Source organism: Actinoplanes subglobosus (assembly GCF_042650585.1).
GTDB lineage: Bacteria > Actinomycetota > Actinomycetes > Mycobacteriales > Micromonosporaceae > Actinoplanes > Actinoplanes subglobosus.
This window is the reverse complement of the sequence record NZ_JBHSBL010000032.1, coordinates 103,372-130,010: the sequence shown is the minus strand read 5'-3', so window position 1 is coordinate 130,010 and position 26,639 is coordinate 103,372. Positions and strand designations below refer to the sequence as shown.

The following is a 26,639-nucleotide window of genomic DNA, read 5'->3' as shown; positions in this document are numbered from 1 at the left end:
GCCCGGCATTCGCCTGCACGGCCACGGCTCGCATCAAGCCACAAGTGACCACACTGCCGCCGACGACAACCTGCGTGGACAGATACGGCTCGCATCGAGCCACAAGTGACCACAGTGCCGACGGCGGCGATCCGCGTGGACAGCAAGGGTTCAGATCGGACCACAGGCCACCACCCGAAGGGACGTCGCCAGGCGGAATGACAGGACACGCAAAGGATCAACCGCGCGGCATTGCGCGATAGGTACGGCCAGTACACACGAGCGCCGATCGTATGCACCCATCGTCGCCAACCACGAGCCTCGGCGCTTACGGCGGTAGCGCCGCACCGCCAGCGGCCAAGCGAAGGCCAGGCCGGTGCTGAAACAGAGGGGTCGCTAAAGCCGGGCAGGCGACGCCGGTCCAGGCCGGTGCTGAAACAGGCGGGTCGCTAAAGCCGGGCAGGCGACGCCGGTCCAGGCCGGTGCTGAAACAGGCGGGTCGCTAAAGCCGGGCAGGTGACGCCGGTCCAGGCCGGTGCTGAAGCAAGCGGGTCGCTAAAGCCGGGCAGGCGACGCCGGTCCAGGCCGGTGCTGAAGCAAGCGGGTCGCTAAAGCCGGGCAGGTGACGCCGGTTCAGGCCGGTGGTGGGGATGGGTGGCCGCCGCCGATGGAACGGACAGTGTCGATGGTGTCGGCCTCGTCGGCCGACTTGTCGTCCCGGTAGCGCAGGACCCGGGCGAAACGCAGCGCCACACCGCCCGGATAGCGCGGTGAGGTCTGGACGCCGTCGAAGGCGATCTCCACCACCTGCTCGGGCCGCACCGTCACCACCCAGCCGTTGTCGGCCAGGGCCAGCTGCTGGAATCGCTCGGTCTGCCAGCGTAACAGTTCGTCGGTGAGGCCTTTGAAGGTCTTGCCGAGCATGACGAAGCCGCCGGTCTGCGGGTCGCGGGCGCCGAGGTGCAGGTTGGACAACCAGCCTCGGCGGCGGCCGTGACCCCACTCGACGGCCAGTACGACCAGGTCGAGGGTGTGCCGGGGTTTCACTTTCACCCAGGCGGCGCCACGACGGCCGACGTCGTAGGGCGCCTCCGGGTTCTTGATCACGACGCCTTCCTGGCCGGCCGCCAGAGCCGCGGCGAAGGCGGCCGCCGCCTGCTCCTCCGTCTCGGCGACGGACCGGCCGACCAGGAGATCCGCGGGAACGGCCTGGGCAAGCGCGTCCCACCGGATCCGGCCGGGCTCGTCGAGCAGGTCGACACCATCGAGATGCAACAGATCGAAGAAGTACGGCCGGAGGCCACTCGCCGAGCCCCCACCCTCACGGCCGCCCCGTGAGACGCCTCCACCGGCGGTAACGTCATGGGCGTCCGCGGCACCAGCGTCAACGGCGGGCGCGCCCGGACCCGTCGCGGAGACACCGTCGCCCTCCGCAAGAGCCGCGCCCCGGTCCGCGGCATCAGGACCGCCAGCACCAGCCGCGCCCCGATCCACCCCAACAGAACCATCCGCACCAGCCACGGCCCGGCCCACCCCAGCAAGACCGTCAGCGCCAGCCGCAGCCCGGCCCACCCCAGCAAGACCCTCAGCACCAGCCGCAGCCCGGCCCACCCCAGCAAGACCGTCAGCGCCGGCCGCAGCCCGATCCACCCCAGCAGGACCCTCAGCAGCAGGCGCGACCCGGCCGGCCGCAGCAGGACCATCAGCACCAGCCGCGGCCCGGCCCACCCCAGTAAGACCGTCGGCACCGGCCGGGGCCCGATCCACCCCAGTAAGACCGTCGGCACCGGCCGAGGCCCGATCCACCCCAGCAGGACCCTCAGCAGCAGCCGCGGCCCGGCCGGCCGCAGCAGGAACGTCGGCGCCGGCCGCGGCCCAGGGTTTGGCCCGGGGCCTGGCGGCGACCCGGGTCGCGGCCCGGCTCGAGGTCTCCTGGAACGGGCGGGGACGGCCGGACTCGTCGAGCAGCATCGCCTCGCCGTCGAGGATCGCCTCCCGCACGGGCAGCGCGCGGACCTGGGCGACCACCTCCGGTAGGCGGGCGGTGATGTCGTCGAGGCTGCGGGTGTAGACGGCCACGTCGTCGCCGGAACGGTGCACCTGGATGCGGATGCCGTCGAGTTTCGTGTCGACGACCGCCGGTGAACCGGTGGCGAGGAGGGCGGCCGCGACGTCGGGGGCGCTGCTAGCCAGCATCGGGCTCAACGGGGTACCGACGCGCAGGTGGATCTGGGCCAGCGCGGGTGCGCCACCGGTCAGGGCGGCCTCGGCGACCAGTTTCAGATCGCCGGCGAGCAGCAGGGCCCGCCGGACCGTGGCGGCCGGCACCGCGGCGGCGGCCGCGATCGCCTCGGCCAGCAGGCCGGCCTGTGCGCCCTGCCGCAGCTCGCCGCTGAACAGGCCGATGAGCAGCGCCTGCTCCGCCTCGGTGGCCGCGCCGAACAGGGCGCCGAGTAGCTGCTTACGCCGGGCCTGCGAACCGGCCCCGGAGACTGTGGAGATTTCCGCGATCGCCGTGTCGACAGCGGCCACGCTCAGGGTCGCCTCGACTGCGGGGGCGGGCCGCTCCCGCAGCGAGGCATAGCCGACACCTGTCTGGCGCTGGCGCAGCTCACCGGCCAGGTAGGCGGCCCCGGCAACGATCTCGCCGGGGCCGAGGCGTCGCAACGCCTCGGCGAGCAGCTCGATCTTGGCCTTACGGCCCGAGGTCGCGGCGACGGCTGCCGAGGTGGCTGCAATGTCGAGGAACCGCACGCTCTCCATCCTGGCAGCCGATCACGTCATCCGGTGCCCCGTGGCCTGCTAATGCTCTGGTGTGGCTCGCTCACCCCGTACCCCCCGGGAAGTTGTCTGTTGCTCTTGGCTCCGAAATGCGGAAACCCCGGGCGCGGACCGCGTCGGCGATGCGGGCCAGCTCGGCGTCGAAGGTGCAGAGGGCCTTGGACAGATCGTCCAGGTGATCGGTGAGGGTCGCGTCGTCCCACCCGGAGACGTCGACGGCGCCGAGGGCACGGGCCGCGGCACGGAGCCGGGCGATCGACTCGATCCGCTCGCGGGTGCGGAGGCGGTCGAGCGAGTCGCGTGGGCCGGCGGGGGTCACCCGGGCCGCGCGACCGGCCAGCGCAGCGGAGAGCTGCGTGGCGGGCCTGGGAGAGGCCGGCCTGTTGGTGGCAGGCGCGGTGGTCACCGGCATGGTGGTCATCGGCATGTTCGGTGCAGGCGAGGCAATCGAACGCATGTTCGAATCCTAACAGGAATGATCGCCTCCGCCAGGGCTGATCCACCCTGTGGACGCCCCGATGTCACCGGGCCATGGCATGCCGGAACAGCGTGTCGGCCTCGGCCGGCGCGGCGGTCGCAGCGACGAATCCATCCGGCCGGACCAGGTAGAACAGGCCGGGACGCAGGGTCGTCCCGGGTGCCGCCGGGAAGACGTGCACCGGGATCCCGAGGTCGGGCGCGCCGGCCGCGGTGACATCGCCGTACCCATGGATCTGCCAGCAGGCGGCGCGCAGTGCCGCGTGGTTGTCGCCGGACCAGGGCAGGCGGCGGCCGATCACCGGATCGCGGAGGCTCATCGGCCGCGCGTCCGGGTCGAGGCGGTAGTGGATGCGGATCTGCGACACGTACTGGAACAGGCGGGAACCGCCGGACGAACCGGGGAGCAGGCGCACCGCGATCGGCGCGATCAGCGGGATCGCGACCCGCCGCAGCACCCTGATCGGAAACCGGGTCGAGGTGATCAGCCCGAACACCCGGTCGGTGGTGACGACGAGCTTGCGGGCGACCGGCCGGCGTTCCGCCTCGTACCGGTCCAGCCAGCCGTCCCGGCGGGTGCCGCGCAGCACATCGGCGAGTTTGAAGGCCAGGTTGTGGGCGTCCTGGAGGCCCGTGTTCATACCCTGCCCGCCGACCGGCGAATGCACGTGGGCGGCGTCGCCGGCCAGGAAGAACGGGCCGTCCCGGAAGGCGGCGGCGACCCGGTGATGCACCCGGTAGGTGGCGAACCAGCGGGACCGGTCGTAGGTGACGCCGTAGGTGCGGAGCATCCGCTCGCGGGCGTCCTCCTCGTCCAGCTCCCCGGCCCCGGTCGCCTCACGGACGAGGCCGATCAAGCGCCAGTTGCCGTCGCCGCGCATCGGGAAGCCGAGCAGGAAATCGGCGCGCTCGGGCCGCACGTTCACCGCGCCCGGCACCAGGCCGCGCACGCCCGCCGCGTCCAGCACGAAGAAACGGTGCGGGTTGGTGACGCCCTCGAAGTCGATCCGGCGGGCCCGGCGGACCACCGAGTTCGCCCCGTCGCAGCCGACGCAGAACCGGGCCCGCACGGTGTGATTGCCGACTTTCGCCTCGACGCCGTCGTCGGTCTGCGAGACCGCGGTCACCGGCGCCTCCCAGAACACGTCGCCGCCGAGTTTCCGCAGGTTGTCGTAGAGGATCTCCTCGTTGCGACTCTGCTCCAGCACCTCGATGAACGGGTAGGGCGTCAGGCGCGCACCGAGCGGGCCGAGCGGGATGCGCCCGAAGGCCCGCGCACCGAAACCGGGCGCTAGCGCCTCGGCCCGGTGCGCGGCCTCCAGAACCTGGTCGCCGATGCCGAGCTGGTCGTAGATCTCCAGACTGCGCGCCTGGACGACGAGCGCACGGGACTCGGCCGTCGGACCGTCCTTGCCGTCCGCGACCATCACGTGCACCCCGAGCCTGGTCAGCCAGTTGGCGAGCATCAGCCCGGTCGGGCCGGCGCCCACCACGAGGACCTCACACGTCAGCTCGGCCATCGGCCACCCCGTCTCCTACGTCGTCAGCGTCTCCGCAACGTTCTTCAACAGCAGGGCCTCGGCGACACAGACCCGCTCGAACTCGCCCAGGTGCAGGCTCTCGTCCGGCCCGTGGGCCCCCGCGTGGGGGTCCTCGACACCGGTCACCAGGATCGCGGCGCCGGGGAACAGCTCCTGGAAGGTGGCGATGAACGGGATCGACCCGCCCACACCCATGTCCACCGGCTCGGTGCCGTCCCACGCGTCGCGGAAGGCGGCGCGGGCCGCGTCATACACCGGACCGGTCGCGTCGATCACGCACGGCGAACCGTCGCTCTCGAGCGTGACCTCCAGGCTCGCTCCCCACGGAACATTCTTCTCCAAGTGGGCACGAATCGCCTCGAACGCCGATTTCGGGTCCTCACCGGGCGCCAGCCGTACGCTGATCTTCGCCTTGGCGCTGGGCTGCAACGCGTTCGCCGCCTCCAGGGTGCGCGGCGCGTCGATGCCCAGCACCGAGACCGACGGCTTGGTCCAGATGCGGTCGGTGATCGTGCCCTTGCCGATCAGCTCGACGCCGTCGAGGATGCCGGCCTCGTGCCGGAACCGGTCGGCCGGATAGTCGACGCTGGCGCCCTCACGGCCGACCAGACCGGCCACCGCGACCTCGCCGTCATCGTCGTGCAGGGTCGCCAGCAGCCGCGCCAGGGTGATCAGCGCATCCGGCACCGGACCACCGAACATGCCACTGTGCACAGCATTCTTCAGCACCTTGACCTCGGCGAACAGGTTGACCAGACCGCGCAGAGAGGTGGTCAGCGCGGGCTGGCCGATGTCCCAGTTACCAGAGTCGGCGATCACGATCACGTCGGAACGCAGCTCCTCCAGGTGCTCCTGGATGATCGTGTCGAGGGAGTCGGAGCCATACTCCTCCTCGCCCTCGACGAACACGACGACGCCGACCGGGAGCTGGTCGCCGAACGCGCGCAACGCCGCGACGTGCGCCATCACACCTGCCTTGTCGTCGGCCGCGCCGCGCCCGTAGAGGCGGCCGTCACGCTCGACCGGCTCGAACGGATCACTCGTCCACAGGGCGGGGTCGCCGGCCGGCTGCACGTCGTGGTGCGCGTAGAGCAGGACGGTCGGTGCGCCGGCCGGGGCGGCTCGGCGGCCGATCACCGCAGGCTGGCCGCCGTGACGGACGATCTCGGTGTCGAGCCCGCACCCTCGCAACAGCTCGGCGACCGCCTCCGCGGACCGCTCCACGTGCGAGTGGTCGAAACCCTCGAAGGCGACACCCGGGATCCGCACCAACCGTTCCAGGTCGGCACGGACACCGGGCATCTCACGCCGGATCGCGGCGCGCAGATCGGATTCACTCAGGCTCATGCCGCCGATCGTAGGCCGGAGATGTGACAGGTTTCCGGCCCGACCGGTGGATCACGCCGGTGGCGTACCCTCTCCGCTGTCGTCGCGGCGCCCACGCCGGGCCGCGTCACTGGCCCAGCCATATGCCTTGCCCGCGGCCGCCCCGGCGAGGTCGGCGGCGCCGCCGCCGAACCGCCGCACCAGCCCGACCAGCGGATCCTGCGAGTTGGCGAAGTCTTCGCGGTACGCCTTGGCCGCCGCCTTCACATCCTCACTGACCGACGCGTCACCGTCGGAGTCACGACGCGGGTACTCCCCGGCGAGGATCTGCCCGTACTCCCCCGAGTCGATCCATTTGCGCAGCTCGGCGGCCCGGGCGACCGGAACCGGGTGGCTGCTCCACGCGGTCAGGCCGATCTTGTGGATGCTGTCGCGCAGGTCGCCGCCGCTCTCATACTCCGCGGCCTGCTCCAGGAACGCCGCCGTGTCGATCTGTGACAGGTCGCCGCCACCGGCCAGTTTCATCAGCAGGCGCAGCGACGCGGCCGGGTCCTGGCCGGCGAGCAGGCCGGCCCGGTCGGCGGAGAGCTCGGCCTTGCGCCACCACTCCAGCATCGCCGCGATGATCGCCCGCAGCGCGAACACACCCACCGGCAGCCAGCTGACGTTGGCGATCCAGCCGGTCAGGATCTGCATGATCGTCTTGTAGACGGCGTGCCCGCTGCGCACATGCCCGATCTCGTGCCCGAGCAGGGCGCGCAGCTCCTCGTCGTCGAGCTTGTCGACCGCACCCGTGGTGATCACGATGAACGGCCGGTCCAGGCCGATCGCCTGCCCGTTGATCCGCGGGTCCTGCGTCACGTAGAGCTCCGGGAGCTCCGCCACGTCCAGCGTGCTGGCCGCCTCGGCGAACAGCTGGTAGACCCTCGGATACTGCCGGTGGTCGACGCGGATCGCGCCGGCCAGGAACATGAGCCGGAACCCGCGCTCGTTCCACATGCCGAAAAAGGTCTTCACCACGTCGTCGAAGCCCCGCAGCTCGCGCAGCGCCGACAGCGCGCCACGGTCGGCCGGGTGCTCCCACGCCCGCGAACTGATCCCGGTCAGGGTCACGCGACGGCGTGCCGGCCGGTTGTCATCCTCGGTCGTCATCTGCCTCACCCCGTTCTCGCCGCCACCGCGGCGCCGGGCCGCGCTTCCGCGCCCAACGTACGCCGACGACGCAACGTATGTCCCCTGGCAGCGACCCGGAGAAGACCCCTACGGGGCGCCTGGGGGCAGAAACGGGAGGCCGGGGGTGGGGCCTTTCTCGATCAGCCGCAACAGGGCGCCGGTGTCCAGATGCTCCTCGACGAGATCGCCGAGCACATCCAGGGCACGCTCGCGGACCTGCGCATACCGGGTGTCCGGCGCCACCTCGAAACCGTGCCGCCCGGCCAGGCGGGCCGCCTCGGTCAGGAACCGGCGGCGGAACTCGTCGGACTCGAACGCCCCGTGCCAGTGCGTGCCGAAGACGTTCCCGGCCACGGCACCCTCCGGGCGGCCATCGTCGTAGCGCAACAACGGCTCGGGGGTGCCGGCTGACACGTACCCGTGATGGATCTCGTAGCCGTGCGCCGGAGCGCCCATCGCCGAGCCGGACGACCTGGCCAGCGTCTTGCGTGCCGCGAAGGTGATCTCGACCGGCAGCAGTCCCAGACCGGGCACCGTCCCGCGGCCGCTCTCCACCTCGTCGTGAATGCTCCCGGCGAGCATCTGAAAACCACCGCAGATGCCCAGCAGCGGCTTGCCCGCCGCCGCGTGCACGCTGATCGCCTCGGCCAGGCCCGTCTCCCGCAGCCAGGCGAGGTCACTCACGGTAGCCTTCGAGCCGGGGATAACCACCAGGTCGGCGTCGGCGATCTCGGCCGGCTCGACAGTCAGCCGCACCTGCACACCCGGTTCGGCAGCCAGCGCCTCGGCGTCGGTGGCATTCGAGATCCGCGGCACCCGGATCACCGCGACGCGCAACCAGGCGGTCCCGCGAGGCGGTCCCGGACGACCGAGGACTCTGCCGTACGCGAGCGAGTCCTCCGCGTCGAGCCAGACATCGAGATCGAACGGGAGTACGCCGTGCACCGGCCGCCCGGTCGCCGCGGTGATCATGTCCAGCCCTGGGCGGAGAATCCCCAGGTCACCACGGAACTTGTTGATCACGAACGCGGACACCAGGTCCTGGTCCTCCCGCGACAGCAGCGCCAGCGTGCCGAAGAACGCGGCGAACACACCGCCCCGGTCGATGTCGCCGACCACCACCGTCGGCAGGCCGAACCGCCGGGCCAGGCCCATGTTGACGAAGTCACCGTCACGCAGGTTGATCTCGGTGGGGCTGCCGGCACCCTCACAGATCACGACGTCGTAGTCGGTGCGCAGATCCTCCAGTGCGGCGTGCGCGGTCTCAGCCAGCCGGGGCCGCAACGTGCGGTAGTTACCGGCGGTCACCGTGTCGACGGCCTCGCCCAGCAGGACGACCTGGCTGGAGCGATCGCTGCCGGGCTTGAGCAGCACCGGGTTGAACCGGAGGTCGGGGGCGATGCCACACGCCGCCGCCTGCATGGCCTGGGCCCGGCCGATCTCGCCGCCCCGGCCGTCGGGGGTGACCACGACGACCGAGTTGTTGGACATGTTCTGGGCCTTGTAGGGGGCCACCCGGACGTGCCGGCGGTGCAGCCAGCGGCAGATGCCGGCGGTCAGGACGCTCTTGCCGGCGTCGGAGGTGGTGCCGGCGATCAGGAGGCCGCCGATCATGATCGACGCCACACGCGGTGTCTTGTCGGCCCTTCGGGCCCCGCCCCGCCCCCGCCGCCTCCACCGGCCGTGATCAAACCTCGCACCGCGGCGACCCCGGCCGCCAGCACCACAGCAACAGCACCCACCGCCCCCGATACCCGGGCCGCCCGCCGCAGGTGCACCGCGGACGGCCGCGGCCCGTCCCCGAGAAACGCCCGCGTCTCACTGCGCCCGAAATACACGTTCCGCCCGCCCAGCCGCACCCCCAGTGCCCCGGCCATGGCGCTCTCGCACTGTCCGGCGTTGGGCGACGGATGATCGTTGCGGTCACGCCGCCAGACCCGCAGCGTCTCCCGCGGTGTGCCGCCGGCGATCGGCGAGACCGCCACGGTGATCAGCCCGGTGAGCCGTGACGGCCCGAGGTTGAGCAGGTCGTCGAGCCGGGCCGACGGTGTCCCGAATCTGGCGTACCGCGGCGACCGGTGCCCGACCATGGCGTCGAGCGTGTTGGCGGCCCGATATCCGAGGAGGCCGGCCGGTCCGAGCAGCGCGCCCCAGAGGAGCGGGGCGACGACCGCGTCGGAGGTGTTCTCGGCGACGGATTCGACGGTGGCGCGGGCTAGTTCGGGTTCGTCGAGTGCGGACGGGTCGCGGCCGCACAGGTGGTTGAGCCGGCCTCGGGCGGCCGGGAGGTCGCCGGCGTCGAGGTGGCGGGCCATGGTGCGGGCTTCGCGGCGCAGGGTGCGCCCGCCGAGGACGGTCCAGGTGGCGGCGGCGGTGAGGGCGAATCGTGCGGCCGGGTGGTTGCGGGTGGCTCGTCCGGCGGCGAGCCCGGCGAGGACGGGCGCGCCGACGGCGATGGCGGTGAAGAGTGTTCCGGCGGTGCGGTGCGGCCGGTGGATGCGCCGTTCGAGGGCGCCGGCGGCGGTGCCGTAGCCGGCGACCGGGTGCAGTCGTCGTGGGTCTCCGACGGCGGCGTCGAGCAGGTATCCGGCGAGGAGGCCGGCCGCGTCGGCGGCCCAGCGTGGTGGCACGTCAGCGGCCGAACGGGGTGAGGTCGAACGCCCAGACGGCCAGGGCGTGGGGTTCGTCCTCGGTGTCGTCGGGGTAGGGCACGGGTTCGAGCTCGCCCCAGACGATGGAGCCGGGTGCCCGGTCCTCGAGGAATTCGACGACGATGGCTCGCAGGTCGTCGGTCACCTGGTAGGCGCTGGTGAACGGCAGGTCGCTGGGTTTGCACGTGCCGGCGGAGCAGCGGATCTGCCCGGCGACGGCGTCGTGCCAGACGTAGAAGGTGGCGGTGCCCCGGTGGCCGAGGTCGGCGATCTGTTTACGGAGGCCGACCGCGGTCTCCTCGAACGCGGTGACGACCTCGTCCGCGGACAGGCCCATGCGCTCGTGCGGCGGGGCGCCGAACCAGCTGGTGTTGGCGTCCTCGGCCGACTGGTCCTCCGGCGATAGCACCATCGTCTCGGTCGCGATGGCGCGGATGTCCTTCAGCAGCACGGGTTCAGTCTGCCGGTTGGTGTTGCGGGAAGCCCAGCCGGGCCGCTCCGACTGGTGGCCGTTTCGGTCGGTCCGATCGGCCTATCCCGATAGATGGAATCCATGGTTTCGAGTGGACCTTGTCTTTTCCCTCGTTCGGGGTACCGCGTCACCGCGGCGGCCCGGCCGGTGGTCCCCGTCACCGGGCGGGGGTGGGGGGACCGTGACCCCGGGTGCCGGCCGGGCCGCCGGGTGCCGCCGTGCCGGTCATCCGCAGGGATTCGGTGTCCGGCGTCGGCGGTTCCCGGGAAGGTCTCAGGCGGCGATGGGCTCGCGGCGTCCGGCGCGACGGGTCCGGCGGGTGTCCACCGGCGGCTCCTCGTCGGTGGGCGTCTGGTCGCCGTCGGGTTCGGTCTCGGACTCGGTCTCGGTCTCGGGGATGGCGGCCCCGGGGAGAGTGAGGGCGACCTCGTCGGTGAGGCCGGCGACGACTTCGAGGAAGGTGGGACCCTCCTCGTCGGGGTTGCGCTCGGGGAGGCCGTCGCCGAAGACGACCGGGATCTCGTCGCCGACGAGGGCGACGGTGGCCTCGCCGCGGACCATGGCGTCGGCGTCGGGGCTTTCGATCATGCTGTTGGCGGCGGGTTTGTTGCGGTAGAAGCGGGCGCGGCCGCGGGCGAGGTCGTGGCCGATGGCGAAGGCTTCCATCTCGTAGGAGACGCGGTTGTTGTTGTCGTCGTCGACCCAGTCGCGGGTGTAGATGCGCCCGTAGGCGACGATCGGGTCGCCGACGGCGATGGAGGAGGCGACGCCTTCGGCGAGGCGGCGCCAGGCGGTGACGCGGACGCGGAGGCTGTTGCCGTCGGTCCAGCGGCCGGTCTCGCGGTCGAAGCGCCGGGCGGTGGAGGCGATGCGGAAGTTGGCGACGAGGGCGTTGCCGGTGTTGGTGCGCCGCCATTCGGGGGTGGTGAGGACGTTGCCGACGACTACGAGGTTGGTTTCGAACACGACGTTGCTGCCCTTCTGAGGGGTGGGTGCTGCGGTCGGGTTCGAGATTGCGTCACCGGCGATGATCTTGCGGTGACGGATTGTGGACGGCGCCGGATTGTGGATGACGGGTACGGGCGATCACAGATCTGATATAGCGCGAGGTGCCATACCCATGGGTAACCTGTGGGCGTGGAGACCGACGTCCTCGGATGGCCGTACGAGCGGCACACCATCGAGCTGGGCAGTGACGACGAGGGCCCGGTGGTGGCGACGCTGGTGCGCCGCCGGGCGGAGACGCCGTCGCGGCGGGCCGTGCTGCATGTCCACGGCTTCGTGGACTACTTCTTCCAGACCCACATGGCCGACTTCTTCGCCGAGCGGGGCTGGGATTTCTACGCGCTCGATCTGCGGAAGTACGGGCGGAGCCTGCTGCCGCATCAGACGCCGAACTTCGCTCGCAGCCTGGCCGACTACTTCCCGGAGCTGGACGAGGCGGTCCGGATCATCCGCGAGCAGGACGGTCATGACCAGTTGCTGGTGACGGGTCACTCGACGGGCGGCCTGATCACCGCGTTGTGGTCGCATTCGCGTCGTGGCCAGGGCAAGGTCGACGGTCTGTTCCTGAACAGCCCGTTCTTCGACTTCAATCTGCCGTGGCTGATGCGCCGGCCGCTGATGTCGCTGGTGCTGTCGTTGAGCGGCCGGTCGCCGTACAAGAAGATGCCTGTCGCCTCTCTCGGTCTGTATGGCCAGAGTCTGCACAGTGACCATCGCGGTGAGTGGAGTTACGACCTGGCGTGGAAGCCGATTCTCGGTTTTCCGGTGACGATGGGCTGGCTGGGGGCGATCCGCCGGGGGCAGAGCAAGCTGCGTTCGGGGCTGGCGATCGATGTTCCGGTGCTGGTGGCGTGTTCGACGCGGACGTTCCGGGGCCGTGACTGGCACGAGGATGTCCGGGTGACCGACACGGTGCTGGATGTCGAGCACATCGTCCGCTGGGCGCCGGGACTGGGTCCGCAGGTGACGATCTCGCAGTTCGACGGCGGCATGCACGATCTGACGCTGTCGGGCAAGGATGTGCGGGTCGAGGTGTTCCGCGAGTTGGGACGCTGGGTGGACGGTTTCATGCCGGCGCCGGGTGTTCCGGAGGCGGAGATTCCGCCCGCACCGGAGGATCAACCGGGCATAGCCGCCGTTGTCGAGGAGGCCGAGGCGGCGGTGGAACGTGCCGCCGCGGACGAGGCGGACGACAAGTCCGGCACGACCGCCTAGTATGTGCTGGCTAGGCCAGCGCTCGTAGCTCAGCGGATAGAGCAACGGACTTCTAATCCGTCGGTCGCAGGTTCGAATCCTGCCGGGCGCGCAAACCCTGTTCAGTTGATCTGTTGGCTTATCGTCACAGCGTGATCACCGTTCTGGTGGTGACCGTCGATGTGCCATCGGGTCGTTGTCAGGAGTTCTGATTTCGTTGTTCGTCTTCGGCATTCTTCTCGCCGGTGTGGCGTTGTTCGCGCTGCTGGCGGGTGTTCTCGGCAAGACCGACAAGGTGCGCCGCCCGGCGTTGGCGACGTTCTCGATCAGCCTGTTCCTGGCGGTGGCGTCGATCGTGACGGCGTCGATCACGGTGGTGCCGACGCGGAATGTCGGCATCGTCACAAGCTGGAACAAGCCGACCGGCCGGACCACGGGCGCGGGCCTTCAGTGGACGTTGCCGTGGCAGGGGATCGACGAGTGGGACGCGTCGGGTCAGACGTACGCCCATCTGGGTGACCAGTGTGTGTGGGTGACGATCGCGGCGCAGCGGCGGGCGTGTATCCCGGTGCAGATCGAGTGGTCGGCGCAGGCGGAGAAGGCGCCGGAGAACTGGGCGGCCTACCGGGAGGTGGGTGACAAGTCCCGGTTCGAGGTGTTCGTGGAGCGCCGGGTGAATCCGCAGATCAACGGTGCGATGACGTCGATCTTTGCGTCGTTTGATCCGCTGGGTGCGGTGGATCCGGCGAGTGGTGACGCGCCGGCGCCGGATCTGAACAAGTCGTTCAAGGACACGCTGGTCACGGCGCTGAACGCGGAGCTGGGTGACGAGATCGTGGTGAAGTCGGTGGCGTTCGAGTCGCCGCGGTACGACGAGCCGACGACGCAGGCGATCGCCGCGTACGGCCAGAAGATCCTGGAGGCCCGCAACCTGGAGATCGACAAGGCGAACGCGAAGACCCGGGCGGAGATCACCCGGACCGACGCGAGTGTCGATCAGGTGGCCCGTTGCCTGCAGATCGCGGAGAAGCTGGGCAAGGAGCCGGGTCTGTGCATGGGTGGTGCGGTGTCCCTGACCCGCCCGGTCCAGGCGGACTGAGCGGGCCAGGGGGCCGTCGCTAGCGGACGCGGACCCGGACGGAGTCGAGGGCGGGCGTCTGGTTGGCGCGTTCCATCATCGGGATGCGGTGGGAGCCGTCGCCGGCCCAGGCAGAGCACTGGAAGGTGCCGGACTGGGCGAGGCCGGGGACCTGGATGGCGATGGTGTCGGGGGTGGCGTTGCCGCGGCTGTCCTCGGTGGCGACGAAGAAGCCGGGGACCGGGTCGGGCGCGGGGGCCTGCTGCTGGCTGTCGAGGATCCGGCAGGCGGTGTGGAAGTGGCCGCGGACCAGGCCGCCCTGCAGGACGCTGGATTCCACGTAGTAGCCGCCCTGGCCGGCCGCGAGGAACCGGTCGCGGATCAGGTTGCGGGTGCTGACCTGGATCGTGAACGGCTGGTTCCGGTTGACCTGCCGGGGCGCGTTGGTGATCAGCAGGGTCGGGTTGTTGGCTGCGTTGCCGACTTCACCGAATTCGGTGGAGACGCACCGGTTGCCCTTCTGGAAACCGTCGTGGTCCTCGAGCTGGCTGGTGTCGCAGCTGTTGGTGAGGATGCCGAGGTTGTTGCCGGGCTGGGCGGCGGCCGGGGTGGTGACCGCGGGTGCGCCGCCGTTCTGGTTGAGGGTGCAGGTGGCGATGCGCTCGGCGTTGAGGTTGGGCCGGGCCGCGAACCGGGAGATCGCGGTCTCGATCCGGTTGATCGCGGCGAACCGCTTGTCCTTCAGCGGGCCGAGGATCGCGTTCTGGATGAAGTTGTTGCCGCCCTGGCCCTGGGTGGCGGCGATGCGGTTGTTGGCCTCGTTGATCTGCTGGTCGATCTGCCGCAGGTTGCTGTCGACCTCCGCCTGTGCCTGGGCGGGCACGTTGACGGTGATGTAGACCTGCGGGCAGTTGACGGTGGGCACGGCCGCCTGTGCGGCCGACGCGATGCCGATCCCGGCACCCGCCATGGTCACGGCGAGCCCGACGGTGATGACGAGTTTCCGGTGCATTGGCCTGCTGCTTTCCCGATCCCGATGGAACCCTACGACGATCGATACGGGAACGCTCCCAGGTTGGATCAATGCGGCGGGGAAGAAGATTGGGTCAGGCGGCGCCGAGGGCTTCGGTGGGTGCGAGGCGTGCCGCGCGGATGGCCGGGTACAGGCCGGCGACAGCGCCGATGAGCAGGGTGGCGCCGAGTCCACCGGCGACCGCCCACAGGGGTACGACCGGCGGCCACTGCTGTGTGCCGGCGTAGATGACGGTGACGGTGTATCCGCCGAGTACGCCGCCGAGCCCGCCGAGCAGTGACAGCAGCAGGGATTCGGCGACGAACTGGGTGCGGACCTGGCCGCGGGTGGCGCCGAGGGAGCGGCGCAGCCCGATTTCGGCGCGGCGTTCGAGGACCGAGATGACCATGGTGTTGGCGACGCCGATGCCGCCGACGAGCAGGGCGACGGCGCCGAGCCCGAGGAGCAGTGAGTTGAAGGTCTGGCTGGCGGCACGCTGGGCGATGAGGGCGTCGGACGGGTTGGAGACGTCGACCTGGTCGGGGTTCTGCGGGTTGGCGGTGGCGGCGAGGACTCCGCGGACGGCTTCGACCTGGGTTTCGACGGACCGGGTGTAGACGCGGGTGGCGTGTCCGTCGAAGTCGAGGTAGGACTTCGCGGCGTCCCAGCCGATGAGGACGGCGGTGTCGAGTTCGGGGGCGAGCGCGACGCTGTCGAGGACGCCGATGACGGAGTAGTGGCGTCCGCCGATCCAGACGGCGGGTACGTCACCGAGCCGGCGTGCGGCGGCGGCGCCGAGGACGACGGCGGGGTAGCGGGCGGTGGCGGCGTTGAGCCAGGTGCCGCCGGCGAGCCGGGCGTTGACGGTGCCGGGCAGGTCGAGTTGGGCGGCGACGACGGCGAGGCCGCCGGTCTCGCCTTCGGGGATCCGGTCGGTGCGGTAGACGGAGGTGTCGCCGACGGTGCCGACGGCGGTCGCCGCGGTGACCGGCCCGATCCGTTTGATCATGGAGAGGGCGTCGTCGGGCAGGGTGGCGTCGTCGCCGAACATGGTGCGGCCGGGCGCGACGGTGAGCATGTTGGTGCCGAGGGCGTCGAGTTGCTCGTCGAGGTCGGCCTGTCCGCTGGTGGAGATGCCGACGACGGCGACCATGGCGGCGATGCCGATGGCTATCCCGAGGGCGGACAGGACGGCTCGCAGCGGGCGGGAGCGGAGGCCGTACCCACCGAGGCGCAGTAGGTCGGAGAGGCGCAGCCTCGCCGGGCTGAGGGAGGCCATGTCAGATCACCTGCCCGTCGAGCATCGGCACCTGCCGTGGCAGGGACCCGGCGATCTCGTGGTCGTGGGTGATCACGAGGACGGTGGTTCCGGCGGTGTTGAGTTCGCGGAGCAGGTCCATGACGCCGGTGCCGGAGGCCGAGTCGAGGTTGCCGGTGGGTTCGTCGGCGAGGAGCACGGCCGGGTCGCCGGCGACGGCGCGGGCGACGGCGACGCGCTGGCGTTCGCCGCCGGACAGCTGGTGGGGCCGGTGTCCGAGCCGGTCGCCGAGGCCGACCCGGGTGAGTGCCTGTCCGGCCCGGCGTTCGCGTTCGCGTCTGGGCAGCCCGGTGTAGAGCAGGCCGTCGGCGACGTTGGCGAGGGCGTCGCGGCCGGGGGCGAGGTGGAACGACTGGAAGACGAATCCGATCCGGCGGGCCCGGAGGGCGGACAGCTGCCGGTCGGTCAGGGTGGCGATGTCGTGGCCGTCGATGCGGACCCGGCCGGAGGTGGGCCGGTCGAGGGTGCCGATCAGGTTGAGCATCGTCGACTTGCCGGAGCCGGACGGGCCGACGATGGCGATCAGTTCGCCGGGTTCGACGTTCAGGTCGACGTCGCGCAGCGCGGTGACGCCGCCGGGGTAGCTCTTGGTGACCTGGTGGAGTTCGATGACGGCGGTCATGTCGGGATGCCCACTTTCTGGCCGGCGGCGAGCCCGTCGCCGGTGACCTCGACCCGTCCGGAGGCGAAGAGCCCGGTCTCGACGGCGACGATGCGGGTGGCCGTGCCGTCGACGACCTGGAGTCCGTATCCGCCTTCGGCGAGGGCGAGGAGGGCGTTCACGGGTACGGTCAGCACGTTCTCCCGCCGCGAGGAGACGAAGGCGACGTCCACGGCGGCGTCGTCGAGGCCCTGGGGCGCCTTGTCGAATCCGACCGTCACCTGGATGGTGGTGGTGTCCTGCTGTCCGGGGTTCTCGGCCTGTTCGACGGTCGTCACCACCGCGGTGATCTTTCCGTCGACGGTGGTGCCGTCGGGCAGGGTCACGTCGACCTTGGCGCCTTTTTTCGCGAGCCGCTGGTCGTCGATGTCGAGTTCGACGGTGGCGACGCGGCCGGTGGCGCTGGTGGTGAGCAGTTCGGCGCCGGGCTGGACGGCGGCGCCGGGTTCGACGCTGCGGGAGGCGACGCGGACGGGCCCGGTGGCGTAGACGACGCGGCCCAGTTCGACGGTGCCGGTCTCGGTGAGGCCGAGGTCGTCCTGCCAGTCCTCGACGGCGTCGGCGGTGGCGGAGGTGTATTCGTCGTCGACGGTGAAGCCGCGGTAGCCGAGCGCCCACAGGTTCTTCTCGAACTGGGTGACGTCGGCGCCCTCGTCGCCGGGTGTCAGTGCCCGGTAGGCGGGCAGCGAGCCGTAGAGCAGCACGACCGGGTCGTTGTCGACCCGGTAGAGGGCGCCGCCGCGTTTGACGGTGGCGTCGACGGCGGGCAGGGCGGTGACGGTGCCGGACAGCCGGGTGGTGAGAGCGGCGGTGTCGCCGAATCCGAGGGAGCCGCCGTGGCTCTCCTTGTCGATGAGGGTCTGCCGGGTGATGTCGGCGGTCGCGGCGGGCTGGGTTCCGGCGGCCTGGGCGCCGGTGCCTTCGGTTTCGGGGAGGCCACCGGTGAGCAGGAACGCGGCCACGCCGCCGGCGGTCAGGGCCACCGCCACGGCGGCGGTCGTCCATCGGCGTCTCATCTAGTTGCCTCCAGCCTGTTGCGGCCCGCCGGCGACGTGCCGGCGCGTGCCTTCGGGTTGGTACTGCTCACAGGCCTTTTCGGCCTTGGCGAAGTTCGGGTCCTCCGGGTCGAGCTGGATCTGCGAGGTGCCGTCGGGTTTCGGGTCAGGGAAGTCGGGCACGCCGTTGTCGCGCATGCATTTGGCGAAGTCGCGGAGCCGTTCGATGTCCTCGGCGTCCGGCCCGCCCTTGTCGACGGCGTTGCCCAGGTACTGCTCGCAGGCCTTCATGGCGGCGTCGAAGTCCTCGTGGTCGGTGCCGGCGGGGATCTCCAGGGCCTGTCCCTGTCCGGGCGGCGGCGGGTCGGGGAACCAGGTCATCCCGTGCTCGCGCATGCATTTGGCGTGTTTGAGGGGGGCGTCCGGGTCGAAGGACGCCGACGCCGACGCCGAGGGTGCCGCGGTCCCCTTCTGGGCGCTGGCGACGGTCGGCTCGCTGGTCGTGGTCCGGGCGCAGGCGGTGACACTGAGCAGCAGCAGGCCGGTGATCATCAGTTTTCTCATCTCGGCTCCTCCGGGGGCGGCCGGACGGCCGCCACGCACCGAAGTAGAGCGACAGCGGTGTATCCCCGGCGTCACGGAAAACGGTGACGCCGGGTTGACACCGGCCGGGTTCAAGATGGAGGCATGCGGATCCTGGTGGTGGAGGACGAGCCGCTGCTCGCCGATGCGGTGGCGCAGGGGTTGCGGCACGAGGCGCACGCGGTCGACGTCGTCTACGACGGCGGGTCGGCGCTGGAGCGCATCGACGTCAACGACTACGACGTGGTGGTGCTGGACCGGGATGTGCCGGTGGTGCACGGCGACAAGGTGTGCCAGGTGCTGGCCGAGCGCAAGGCCGGCATCCGGGTGCTGATGCTGACGGCGGCCGCCGGGATCGACGACCGGGTCACCGGTCTGGCTCTGGGCGCCGACGACTATCTGCCGAAGCCGTTCGCGTTCCGGGAGCTGTCGGCCCGGGTCGCCGCCCTCGGCCGCCGGGCTCGTCCGGCCGCCCCGCCGGTGCTGCGGCGGGCCGGGATCAGCCTCGACCCGTACCGGCGGGAGGTGCACCGCGACGGCCGTTACGTGCCACTGTCACGCAAGGAGTTCGCGGTGCTGGCCGAGCTGCTGCGTGCCGACGGGACCGCGGTGTCGGCGGAGACCCTGCTGGAGAAGGCGTGGGACGAGAACGCCGACCCGTTCACCCATGCGGTGCGGATGACGATCCTGAAACTGCGGCGCAAGCTCGGTGATCCGCCGGTGGTGCTGACCGAACCGGGAGTGGGGTACCGGATCCTATGAGGCTGACCGTGCGTGCCCGGCTCACCGCCGTCTACGGCGGCCTGTTCGTGTCGGCCGGCCTGGTGCTGCTGGGCGCCATCTACGTGCTGGTGGAACGCAACGGGCCGATGACGGCCGGTGTGGCGGGCCTGAGCGCCGAGCCGCCGCCGCAGGAGGCCGAGGGGGCGATGTTCATCCAGAAGGTGGCCGACAACACGCTGGCCGACGCCCTGCACAGCATGCTCACCCAGGGTGCGATCGCGCTGGTGGTGGTGAGTGCGGCGACGATCGCGCTGGGCTGGCTGATCGCCGGGCGGATGCTGCAGCCGCTGCACCGGATCACCGACACGGCCCGGCGTATCGCCGAGTCGCCGCTGGCCGATCGCGGGCTGCCCGAGCGGATCGCCCTGGACGGTCCGAACGACGAGCTCAAACAGCTGGCCGACACGTTCGACCTGATGCTGGCGCGGCTGGACCAGTCGCTGGACTCGCAGCGCCGGTTCATCGCGAACGCGTCGCACGAGCTGCGGACGCCGCTCACCCTCAACCGGACGCTGCTGGAGGTGGCGCTCGAACCGGAGACGACCTCCCCCGAGGTGCGGCAGCTCGGCGCGACGCTGCTGGCCATCAACGACCGGCACGGCCGGCTGATCGACGGTCTGCTGCTGCTGGCCCGGTCGGAGCGGGAGGTGACCGAGCGGTCCTACGTCGATCTGGCCGACATCGTCGATCACGTCGCGGAGTCGGACACCGTCAAGGTCATCGCCGAGCCGGAGGAGGCCGCCGTCCTCGGTGATCCGGTGCTGCTGGAACGGCTGGTGCAGAACCTGGTGGAGAACGGTGTCCGCCACAACGTGCCGGACGGCGCCTGGGTGCGGGTCACCACCCGGACCCGCCCCGACGGCTGGGTGGAGCTGCAGGTCAGCAACTCCGGGCCGGTCGTTCCCCGCTACGAGGTCGCCGGCCTGTTCGAGCCGTTCCGCCGCTACCACCGGGACCGTCTGGCCGCTTCCGGCGCCGGCCTCGGCCTGTCCATCGTGCGGGCCGTCGTCGGCGCCCATCAGGGACGGCTGCGGGCCGACGCCCGCGACGAGGGAGGCCTGACGGTCACCGTTCTCCTGCCCCGGGCGCCCTGAAAGACCCTTTTCTGGTACGGCCACGCAGGGTCCCGTGGCTCCCCCGCGACGCAGGCGACAGTCCCGGCCGAAACGCGTCCACCGGGCTGGAGCCGCTGGTCACCGTGCCAGGGCCTCCGTAGTCGACGAGGCCGCGCTGCGCCGTGCCAGCCCCACCACGCCCCAAGCCATGACCAGCGCCGCCACCGCGACCACCGTGATCCCGGCCGCCCCGAAGCGGACGCCCTCGTCGAACAGGACCACTCCCGCGACGCCGGCGACCAGCGGGTTCGTGACACTGACCGTGGCCAGCGGCGCGGCCAGCCCGGCACCTCGGTAGGACAGCTGCCCGAGCAGGTAGCCGCACACCGCGAACGCCGCCACCAGCGTCGCCGCCGACATCGACACCGCGCCCGGCCCGCCGGTCGTGAACGAGGTCAGCACCGCTTTCGACAGGACCGACGACATTCCGAACGCGGTACCGGCGCCGGCGGCCAGCAGTACCGCCCGGACCCGTGGCCCGGCGCGCCAGGCACCCAGCGAACAGAGGAACACCGCACCGGCGGTGATCAGCCCCAGCCGCCGGGTGACCGGCCCGGTCAGCAGTGCCGGGGTGTCCGGTTCCACCGACAGCGACAGGATCAGCGCGAGACCGGCCACCGTCGCCACCGCGTCCCGCCACGACGCCGCACTGATCGGTGTCCGGTACCGCACCACCTCGATGGGCAACGCGAACAGCAGCGTGAGCGTGCCGAGTGACTGCACGACGGCGACCGTCCCGAAGTTGAGCGCCAGCACGTGCAGGCCGGCACCGGTGCCGGTGAGCAGCAGCGCCGCCGCCCAGCGGGACCAGCCGCGGTGCCCGCGCCCGGCGAGCCGCTCCTGGGCGACGGCGGCGGCCGCGTAGGCGGCGACCGACAGCAGGGAGAGCACGACTGCCCACCCCAGCGATCCCATCGCCCCCACCTGAAAGATCCGGCCCCTGCAATCGACGATACCGAGCCCGGTGCGCCGGAAATCCGTTTGGGCGCCACGTCCGCTCCCTGCCACGATCACCGGCATGGTGGCGGCGAGCGGCATCCGGATCGGCTGGGCGGACCTGCCCGTCCCGGTCCGGCACGAGATCGAGCGGATCGTCGGCGGGCCCGTGGTGACGGCCGAGTCCCAGGCCGGTGGTTTCTCCCCCGGCACCGCCGACCGGGTCTGCACCGCCGACGGGCGGCGGGCGTTCGTGAAGGCGGTCAGCCCGGCCCTCAACGCCGACTCGGCCGCGATGGCCCGGGCCGAGCTGCGGATCAGCGCCGCGATGCCGGTGGGCGCGCCGGTGCCCGGTGTCCTCGGTGGTTTCGACGACGGCGAGTGGGTGGTGCTGGTCCTCGAGGACGTCGAGGGCGCGCATCCGCGTACCCCCTGGGTCGAGGGTGAGATCCGCGGCGCCGCGGCCGCGCTGAGGGACCTGGCCGCGGCGCTCACGCCGGCGCCGATCCCCGGCCTGCCCCGGGCGGCCGACCGCCTCGCGCCCGCGTTCGGCGGCTGGGCGGACATCGCCGCCGACCCGCCGGGCGACCTCGATCCGTGGGCCGCCCAGCGGCTGGACGTGCTGTGCGCGGCCGCGGGCCGGGGCATCGCCGCCGTCTCCACCGGCGACACCGTCGTGCACACCGACCTGCGGGCCGACAACATCCTGATCCGCCCGGACGGCCGGTTCGTGTTCATCGACTGGCCGTGGGGCTGCACCGGCCCGGCCTGGCTGGACGCCGTCCTGCTGGCGATCAACGTGGTGGTGCACGGCGGCGATCCCGGCCCGCTGCTGGCCGGTGCCGACCCGCGGGCCGCGGCCGGTGTCATCGCCGGAGCCGCCGGCTACTTCCTGAACCGTGCCCGCCATCCGGCGCCGCCGGGGCTCCCGACGCTCCGGGAGTTCCAGCGTTTCCAGGGTGACGGCCTGCTGCCGTGGCTGCGCGACGCGCTCGGGGACTGACCGGCCGTAATCACCGAAACGGGGCTGAACCACACCCGCTGCCGACTCGTAACAGTTACGGGGTTGACCGGTAGGTGGGACCTCCAGCACACCGCACCGGGCCCGGTACGCCGGGAGACTAGGCTTGACGCCCGTGAACTGGGCTTCGGCGTGGCGGCCCGGGCGCCCAACCGAATCATGGAACGGAAAACGATGACCGAGCAGCCCAAGGTGCGAGTCCTGCTTCTGGAGAGCATCCACCCCGACGCGGTTTCCCGCCTCGAGGAGGACGGCTTCCAGGTCGAGTCCCTGCGCAACGCCCTCGACGAGGTCGAGCTGATCGAGCGCATCTCCGGAGTCAACCTGCTCGGCATCCGGTCCAAGACGCAGGTGACGGCGAAGGTGCTGGAGGCCGCCGACAAGCTCGTCGGCATCGGCGCGTTCTGCATCGGCACCGACCAGATCGACCTGGCCGCCGCGTCGGCCGGTGGTGTCGCGGTGTTCAACGCCCCGTTCTCCAACACCCGTTCGGTGGTGGAGCTGGCGATCGCCGAGATCATCTCGCTGACCCGCCGCCTGACCGAGAAGAACACGCTGATGCACGCCGGCGTGTGGGACAAGTCGGCCGACGGCGCCCACGAGATCCGCGGCCGCCGGCTCGGCATCATCGGCTACGGCAACATCGGCACCCAGCTGTCGGTCCTGGCGGAGAACCTGGGTATGTCAGTGTCGTTCTACGACACGTCGGACAAGCTGGCGCTGAGCAACGCCCACCGCTGTGCGAGCCTCGACGAGCTGCTGGAGTCCAGCGACATCGTCACCATGCACGTCGACGGCCGTCCCGGTAACGCCGGCTTCTTCGGTGCCGAGCAGTTCGCCAAGATGCGTCCCGGCAGCCTGTTCCTCAACCTGTCGCGCGGCATCGTCGTCGACCACCTGGCGCTGCGTGACGCGCTGAAGAGCGGCCGCCTGGCCGGTGCCGCCGTCGACGTGTTCCCGACCGAGCCGAAGGGCCGCGGCGACGAGTTCCTGTCCGAGCTGCGCGGCCTGCCGAACGTGATCCTCACCCCGCACATCGGCGGTTCGACCGAGGAGGCCCAGTCCGACATCGGCGGCTTCGTGGCGAACAAGCTGGCCAAGTTCGTGACCGAGGGCAACACGTCGCTCAGCGTCAACCTGCCCGGTGTCACGCTGCCCGAGCTGCCCGGCATGCACCGGATCGTGCACATGCACAAGAACACGCCAGGTGTGCTGGCGCAGGTCAACCGGATCCTCGCCGACCACCACGTCAACGTCGAGGGCCAGATGCTGAGCACCCGCGGGGAGTACGGCTACCTGATCACCGACATCGCCCGCGGCTACCCCGACGAGGTGCTGGACCAGCTGCGTGACATGGAGCAGACGGTCCGGCTGCGTGTCCTGAACTGAGGTGCCCTGAACCGAGGTGGTGGCGGCCGGGACCACCTGACCGGGAAGGTCAGGTGGTCTCGACCGTGAGGAGGGTCACCGGGGCGACCGCGTCGACGTCGTAACGGTTGCCGGTGGTCCAGTCCTTCGGGGTGAGCGTCGAGCCGGGCGCCACGTCCCGCAGTGTCCGCGAGCCGGCCGTCACCGAGCCGGCACCACCACCGACCTTGATCCGTACCGGGCTGCCGTTGGGCGCCCGCAGGATCAGCTCCTCCATCCCGCCGGTGATCTTCATGGGCACCGTGCCGGCCGCCTGCGCCAGGGTCAGTTCGGCCCGCCGGGTGCCGCCGACGATCTCGATGCCCCGGACCCGTCCGGCGCTCAGGTCGACGATCCGTTCGGCCGAGTAGCCGGAGAAGCGGATGATCCACCGCACCTTCGCGGCCAGTACCACCTCCACCTCACCGCCGACCGCGGCGTCGTCGCGGGTCACGTCGACCCGCAGCCGGTCGTCGCGGACCTCCGCGCTGGGTTTGATGCCGGCGCCCTCGGGCGCGCTGATCCGGTAGAGGTCGTCGCCCAGGTCGGCGAGCCGCAACTGCACCCGGTCGGTCGCGGCGAGCAACTCGAACGTCGCGATGGTCCGGTCCTCCAGCGGCCCGCTGACGACCCGCTGGTCGCTGCCACCGCCGATGATGTCGGTGATCTGGTTGCTGTCGCCTGAGTAGTAGACGACCCCGGTGAGCGCGACGGCCGCCAGTGCCACGAGGCCGAGCAGCGTCATGCCGGCGGTGACGAACCGCGACGGCCGGCGGGGCGGCCGCATCGCCGGAGGCGCCGACACGGGCCCGTTGGACAGCGTCGACGGGGCGGACGGCGCCTGTGCGGCCCCGGCCCACATGACGGGCTCGTCACGGCGCTCCCAGCCACCGCCGGCGGGTGTCGTGGCGGCGCTGTCGGACCACAGGGGCTTGGTGTCGGGGGCGGCGGGCCCGGCGTCGAACGACTCCGGCCACGGGGCGTTCCCGGCGTCGGCCGGCAGCGAGCCGATCCCGACGCTGAACGGGTCGGGATCGCTCCACGACGGCGTTTCGGTCCCGTTGCCCGTCGTCCGGATGATCGGCAGGTCTTCGGCGGCGTCCCGGGCGGACCGGCCACGGCGCGACAGGTCGGCGACATCGCCCCGCTTGCGCTGCGGCAGACCACCGTCGTCATCGTCGGAGACCCGTCGCAGGCCACCGGTGTCGTCCGACACACGGCGCAGACCACCCGTGTCGTCCGAGACGCGCCGCAGACCACCCGTGTCGTCCGAGACGCGCCGCAGACCACCGGTGTCATCGGAGACGCGCCGCAGACCACCGGTGTCGTCCGACACACGGCCCCGCGAGGGCCGCACCCCGCCGATCGGCCCGTCACTGAACCCGAACGAGACCCGGCCCGGCCCACCGGGTGATGCCGGCCCGAACTCCGGCGGCGACGGTGTGCCCTCGTCGGAGGACCCCGGCGAACGCCTCGGCGACGGAACGGCCGGCGAGCCCGGAGCGGTTACCGGCGATGAGATCGACCCTGATTCGGACGGTTTGGGATCCCCGAACCATCCGAGCGGCTTGTCGTTGCCCTCGGCCTCCGGATCTCGAACCGGCTGCCGCCGTCGAGACGGCAGGCGCTCGGCCGAGTTCCCCTCCCCCGGCACTCCGGCCGGAGCGGTACGGTCCACGATTCCTCCCTGCGCAGCGCACCCACGATGTCCCCCGTAAGCAGTACGTAAGGAACCGCTCTTCCGGATGAGTGACCGGAATGTTTACCGCGGGTCAGGTCGAACAAGTCCGCGCCGGGTGGCGATCGCGACCGCCTCCAGCTGGCTGTGGGCGCCCAGTTTGGCGAGCACCGCCTTCTGATATCCGCGGCAGGTGTGCACGCTGATACCGAGTCGCCGGGCCACCGCGCGGGCGTCGAGACCGGCCGCCATCAGCTGCAGCACCTCGTCCTCGCGCTGGGTGAGCCCACCGGCGGTGAGGCCATTGCCGCGCGGGCCGGCGACGGCCGGGGTGGTGCTGCGCAGCAGGCGGGCGAGGATGTCGGTGGAGACGGTCATGCTGCCGCGGTGGGCGGTGCGCAACGCGTTCAGCACGTCACCGAGCGCACCGTTCTTCGACAGGAAGCCGGCGGCGCCCGCGGTGGTGGCCCGTCGCACGAGCGCCTGGTCCTCGCTGGCAGTGAGGATCACCACACGTGAGGCGGGCTGTCTTACCCGAATGAGTTCGGCGATGGCGATGCCGTCGGCATCGGACAGTTCCGGGTCCATCACGATCACATCGGGCAGCAACTCGGCCGCGAGACGTAACGCCTCCGCGCCCGTGCGCGCGTGCCCGACCCATTGAAGGTCGGCCTGACCTGCAAGAGCATGTCCCAGAAGCTCGGCGAAGGTCTGGTGACCGTCGACGACGAGCACAGTGATCGTGTCGCCGCTGTCCATACGTCACCTTCCTCGATGTGCCCCCGACGGGCTCCGCGCAGTCTAAGGATTACCCGACGGACTGCCTTCCCTACCAACAGGCTGCCCACCCGTACGCCCGACGCCCGGATGCCTCCGAGCGGACCCGATGGCCAGTCTTTCGGTCAACCCGACCCCCTCGCTTTGGGGCTTGCCGCGTGGACCGCTGAAACAGCAGAGTTCTCGATCATGCACGACATCCAGCTCTTCGGCGTTCTCGAGGTCCGTACCCGTGGCATCCGCCTTTCCGGGGAAGACTTCGGCGGCGCCCGCCCGCGTCACCTCCTCGCCCTGCTGGCGTTGCGGGGCGAGTGGTCGCTTGTGGAGCTGGCCGACACGCTGGGCGTCCCCCTCTCGACGGTCAAGGACGACCTCGGGATCCTGCGCGACAGGCTGGAGCCGGGGGTGCGTCACCGCGACTCGGTGATCACGTCGCACCGCGGTCGTGTCAGTCTGGCCCCCGATCGCGTGCATGTCGACACCGCCACGTTCGACCAGCTCGTGGCCCTGGCCGCGGACCGTCCGCCGGCCCGTGCGGCCCGCCCGCTGGCGGCCGCCGCCTTCCTGGCGTCGCGCCCGCTGCTGGAGGACGAGGACGCCCCGTGGGCCGCCGAGGCCCGCGCCGAGTACCGCGCCAAACTGATCATGGCGAGCGACCCGCAGCCGATCGGCTGAGT

At 71.2% G+C, this 26,639-nt stretch carries 24 protein-coding genes and 1 tRNA gene; 8 read left to right on the top strand and 17 right to left on the bottom strand.

The window, feature by feature from the left end:
* Nucleotides 1–612: 612 nt before the first annotated feature.
* From ACFO0C_RS45510 to ACFO0C_RS45470, 9 genes are all read right to left on the bottom strand, one after another.
* Entirely contained in the window at nt 613–2,742 is a 2,130-nt protein-coding gene (locus ACFO0C_RS45510) for an ATP-dependent DNA ligase (protein ID WP_378073114.1), read from the bottom strand.
* A gap of 61 nt (nt 2,743–2,803) precedes the next feature.
* Nucleotides 2,804–3,217: a hypothetical protein gene (locus ACFO0C_RS45505; protein WP_378073113.1), complete on the bottom strand. Its 414-nt coding sequence runs from the start codon at nt 3,215–3,217 to the stop codon at nt 2,804–2,806.
* A 64-nt stretch (nt 3,218–3,281) separates the two neighbouring features.
* Nucleotides 3,282–4,757: an FAD-dependent monooxygenase gene (locus ACFO0C_RS45500; RefSeq protein WP_378073112.1), complete on the bottom strand. Its 1,476-nt coding sequence runs from the start codon at nt 4,755–4,757 to the stop codon at nt 3,282–3,284.
* A 15-nt stretch (nt 4,758–4,772) separates the two neighbouring features.
* Entirely contained in the window at nt 4,773–6,119 is a 1,347-nt protein-coding gene (locus ACFO0C_RS45495) for a dipeptidase (protein ID WP_378073123.1), read from the bottom strand.
* Between the two features lie 57 nt (nt 6,120–6,176).
* Entirely contained in the window at nt 6,177–7,256 is a 1,080-nt protein-coding gene (locus ACFO0C_RS45490) for a M48 family metallopeptidase (protein ID WP_378073111.1), read from the bottom strand.
* Nucleotides 7,257–7,364: 108 nt separating this feature from the next.
* A complete protein-coding gene (locus ACFO0C_RS45485; RefSeq protein WP_378073110.1) occupies nt 7,365–8,891 on the bottom strand; it encodes a cobyric acid synthase in 1,527 nt (508 codons plus the stop codon).
* A complete protein-coding gene (locus ACFO0C_RS45480) occupies nt 8,888–9,907 on the bottom strand; it encodes a cobalamin biosynthesis protein (protein ID WP_378073109.1) in 1,020 nt (339 codons plus the stop codon). The genes ACFO0C_RS45485 and ACFO0C_RS45480 overlap by 4 nt, the downstream gene beginning before the upstream one ends.
* A 1-nt stretch (nt 9,908) precedes the next feature.
* Nucleotides 9,909–10,379 carry a hypothetical protein gene (locus ACFO0C_RS45475; protein WP_378073108.1) on the bottom strand — a complete coding sequence of 157 codons (471 nt, stop codon included), beginning with the start codon at nt 10,377–10,379 and terminating at the stop codon, nt 9,909–9,911.
* A 294-nt stretch (nt 10,380–10,673) separates the two neighbouring features.
* The gene (locus tag ACFO0C_RS45470; RefSeq protein WP_378073107.1) at nt 10,674–11,366 is read right to left on the bottom strand and encodes a single-stranded DNA-binding protein; all 693 of its coding nucleotides are present in this window, start codon (nt 11,364–11,366) and stop codon (nt 10,674–10,676) included.
* 171 nt (nt 11,367–11,537) lie between these two features.
* Between ACFO0C_RS45470 and ACFO0C_RS45465 the strand changes: the two genes are divergently transcribed.
* The 3 genes from ACFO0C_RS45465 (at nt 11,538) to ACFO0C_RS45455 (ending at nt 13,698) form a co-directional block, all read left to right on the top strand.
* Nucleotides 11,538–12,620: an alpha/beta hydrolase gene (locus ACFO0C_RS45465; RefSeq protein WP_378073106.1), complete on the top strand. Its 1,083-nt coding sequence runs from the start codon at nt 11,538–11,540 to the stop codon at nt 12,618–12,620.
* A gap of 18 nt (nt 12,621–12,638) precedes the next feature.
* Nucleotides 12,639–12,711, top strand: a tRNA-Arg gene (locus ACFO0C_RS45460).
* Between the two features lie 84 nt (nt 12,712–12,795).
* Nucleotides 12,796–13,698 carry a hypothetical protein gene (locus ACFO0C_RS45455; RefSeq protein ID WP_378073105.1) on the top strand — a complete coding sequence of 301 codons (903 nt, stop codon included), beginning with the start codon at nt 12,796–12,798 and terminating at the stop codon, nt 13,696–13,698.
* Between the two features lie 19 nt (nt 13,699–13,717).
* On the opposite strand, the gene ACFO0C_RS45450 is transcribed toward ACFO0C_RS45455, so the two are convergent.
* The 5 genes from ACFO0C_RS45450 to ACFO0C_RS45430 form a co-directional block, all read right to left on the bottom strand.
* The gene (locus ACFO0C_RS45450) at nt 13,718–14,689 is read right to left on the bottom strand and encodes a hypothetical protein (protein WP_378073104.1); all 972 of its coding nucleotides are present in this window, start codon (nt 14,687–14,689) and stop codon (nt 13,718–13,720) included.
* Nucleotides 14,690–14,783: 94 nt separating this feature from the next.
* Nucleotides 14,784–15,968: an ABC transporter permease gene (locus ACFO0C_RS45445; protein WP_378073103.1), complete on the bottom strand. Its 1,185-nt coding sequence runs from the start codon at nt 15,966–15,968 to the stop codon at nt 14,784–14,786.
* 1 nt (nt 15,969) lies between these two features.
* The gene (locus ACFO0C_RS45440) at nt 15,970–16,629 is read right to left on the bottom strand and encodes an ABC transporter ATP-binding protein (protein ID WP_378073102.1); all 660 of its coding nucleotides are present in this window, start codon (nt 16,627–16,629) and stop codon (nt 15,970–15,972) included.
* Nucleotides 16,626–17,684 carry an efflux RND transporter periplasmic adaptor subunit gene (locus ACFO0C_RS45435; RefSeq protein ID WP_378073101.1) on the bottom strand — a complete coding sequence of 353 codons (1,059 nt, stop codon included), beginning with the start codon at nt 17,682–17,684 and terminating at the stop codon, nt 16,626–16,628. Before ACFO0C_RS45435 ends, ACFO0C_RS45440 begins: the two co-directional genes overlap by 4 nt.
* Nucleotides 17,685–18,227: a hypothetical protein gene (locus ACFO0C_RS45430; RefSeq protein ID WP_378073100.1), complete on the bottom strand. Its 543-nt coding sequence runs from the start codon at nt 18,225–18,227 to the stop codon at nt 17,685–17,687.
* 123 nt (nt 18,228–18,350) lie between these two features.
* On the opposite strand from ACFO0C_RS45430, the gene ACFO0C_RS45425 reads away from it, so the two are divergent.
* Both ACFO0C_RS45425 and ACFO0C_RS45420 read left to right on the top strand, forming a co-directional pair.
* Nucleotides 18,351–19,007, top strand: a complete 657-nt coding sequence (locus tag ACFO0C_RS45425; protein ID WP_378073099.1) for a response regulator transcription factor — start codon at nt 18,351–18,353, stop codon at nt 19,005–19,007.
* Entirely contained in the window at nt 19,004–20,122 is a 1,119-nt protein-coding gene (locus ACFO0C_RS45420) for a sensor histidine kinase (RefSeq protein WP_378073098.1), read from the top strand. Before ACFO0C_RS45425 ends, ACFO0C_RS45420 begins: the two co-directional genes overlap by 4 nt.
* Nucleotides 20,123–20,221: 99 nt before the next feature.
* Here ACFO0C_RS45420 and ACFO0C_RS45415 read toward each other — a convergent pair whose 3' ends face one another.
* The gene (locus tag ACFO0C_RS45415; RefSeq protein ID WP_378073097.1) at nt 20,222–21,058 is read right to left on the bottom strand and encodes a DMT family transporter; all 837 of its coding nucleotides are present in this window, start codon (nt 21,056–21,058) and stop codon (nt 20,222–20,224) included.
* Between the two features lie 103 nt (nt 21,059–21,161).
* On the opposite strand from ACFO0C_RS45415, the gene ACFO0C_RS45410 reads away from it, so the two are divergent.
* Both ACFO0C_RS45410 and serA read left to right on the top strand, forming a co-directional pair.
* Entirely contained in the window at nt 21,162–22,082 is a 921-nt protein-coding gene (locus tag ACFO0C_RS45410; protein WP_378073096.1) for a phosphotransferase, read from the top strand.
* Nucleotides 22,083–22,274: 192 nt separating this feature from the next.
* Complete coding sequence (gene serA, locus ACFO0C_RS45405) at nt 22,275–23,489, top strand: phosphoglycerate dehydrogenase (protein ID WP_378073095.1); 1,215 nt, start codon at nt 22,275–22,277, stop codon at nt 23,487–23,489.
* Nucleotides 23,490–23,538: 49 nt separating this feature from the next.
* Here the strand turns inward: serA and ACFO0C_RS45400 are convergent, their stop codons facing one another.
* Both ACFO0C_RS45400 and ACFO0C_RS45395 read right to left on the bottom strand, forming a co-directional pair.
* A complete protein-coding gene (locus ACFO0C_RS45400) occupies nt 23,539–25,185 on the bottom strand; it encodes a hypothetical protein (RefSeq protein ID WP_378073094.1) in 1,647 nt (548 codons plus the stop codon).
* An 84-nt stretch (nt 25,186–25,269) separates the two neighbouring features.
* Nucleotides 25,270–25,944 carry a response regulator gene (locus tag ACFO0C_RS45395; protein WP_378073093.1) on the bottom strand — a complete coding sequence of 225 codons (675 nt, stop codon included), beginning with the start codon at nt 25,942–25,944 and terminating at the stop codon, nt 25,270–25,272.
* Between the two features lie 207 nt (nt 25,945–26,151).
* Between ACFO0C_RS45395 and ACFO0C_RS45390 the strand changes: the two genes are divergently transcribed.
* On the top strand, nt 26,152–26,637 hold the full coding sequence (locus ACFO0C_RS45390; RefSeq protein WP_378073092.1) for a hypothetical protein: 486 nt from the start codon (nt 26,152–26,154) through the stop codon (nt 26,635–26,637).
* Nucleotides 26,638–26,639 lie beyond the last annotated feature (2 nt).

What these genes read in the sequence shown, in the direction of transcription:
- ACFO0C_RS45425 (WP_378073099.1), top strand. Translation starts at nt 18,351, where the DNA reads ATGCGGATCCTGGTGGTGGAGGACGAGCCGCTGCTCGCCGATGCGGTG.
- ACFO0C_RS45435 (WP_378073101.1), bottom strand. Translation starts at nt 17,684, where the DNA reads ATGAGACGCCGATGGACGACCGCCGCCGTGGCGGTGGCCCTGACCGCC.
- serA (WP_378073095.1), top strand. Translation starts at nt 22,275, where the DNA reads ATGACCGAGCAGCCCAAGGTGCGAGTCCTGCTTCTGGAGAGCATCCAC.
- ACFO0C_RS45450 (WP_378073104.1), bottom strand. Translation starts at nt 14,689, where the DNA reads ATGCACCGGAAACTCGTCATCACCGTCGGGCTCGCCGTGACCATGGCG.
- ACFO0C_RS45490 (WP_378073111.1), bottom strand. Translation starts at nt 7,256, where the DNA reads ATGACGACCGAGGATGACAACCGGCCGGCACGCCGTCGCGTGACCCTG.
- ACFO0C_RS45430 (WP_378073100.1), bottom strand. Translation starts at nt 18,227, where the DNA reads ATGAGAAAACTGATGATCACCGGCCTGCTGCTGCTCAGTGTCACCGCC.
- ACFO0C_RS45500 (WP_378073112.1), bottom strand. Translation starts at nt 4,757, where the DNA reads ATGGCCGAGCTGACGTGTGAGGTCCTCGTGGTGGGCGCCGGCCCGACC.
- ACFO0C_RS45410 (WP_378073096.1), top strand. Translation starts at nt 21,162, where the DNA reads ATGGTGGCGGCGAGCGGCATCCGGATCGGCTGGGCGGACCTGCCCGTC.
- ACFO0C_RS45390 (WP_378073092.1), top strand. Translation starts at nt 26,152, where the DNA reads ATGCACGACATCCAGCTCTTCGGCGTTCTCGAGGTCCGTACCCGTGGC.
- ACFO0C_RS45395 (WP_378073093.1), bottom strand. Translation starts at nt 25,944, where the DNA reads ATGGACAGCGGCGACACGATCACTGTGCTCGTCGTCGACGGTCACCAG.
- ACFO0C_RS45485 (WP_378073110.1), bottom strand. Translation starts at nt 8,891, where the DNA reads ATGATCGGCGGCCTCCTGATCGCCGGCACCACCTCCGACGCCGGCAAG.
- ACFO0C_RS45445 (WP_378073103.1), bottom strand. Translation starts at nt 15,968, where the DNA reads ATGGCCTCCCTCAGCCCGGCGAGGCTGCGCCTCTCCGACCTACTGCGC.
- ACFO0C_RS45505 (WP_378073113.1), bottom strand. Translation starts at nt 3,217, where the DNA reads ATGCGTTCGATTGCCTCGCCTGCACCGAACATGCCGATGACCACCATG.
- ACFO0C_RS45415 (WP_378073097.1), bottom strand. Translation starts at nt 21,058, where the DNA reads ATGGGATCGCTGGGGTGGGCAGTCGTGCTCTCCCTGCTGTCGGTCGCC.
- ACFO0C_RS45510 (WP_378073114.1), bottom strand. Translation starts at nt 2,742, where the DNA reads ATGGAGAGCGTGCGGTTCCTCGACATTGCAGCCACCTCGGCAGCCGTC.
- ACFO0C_RS45420 (WP_378073098.1), top strand. Translation starts at nt 19,004, where the DNA reads ATGAGGCTGACCGTGCGTGCCCGGCTCACCGCCGTCTACGGCGGCCTG.
- ACFO0C_RS45440 (WP_378073102.1), bottom strand. Translation starts at nt 16,629, where the DNA reads ATGACCGCCGTCATCGAACTCCACCAGGTCACCAAGAGCTACCCCGGC.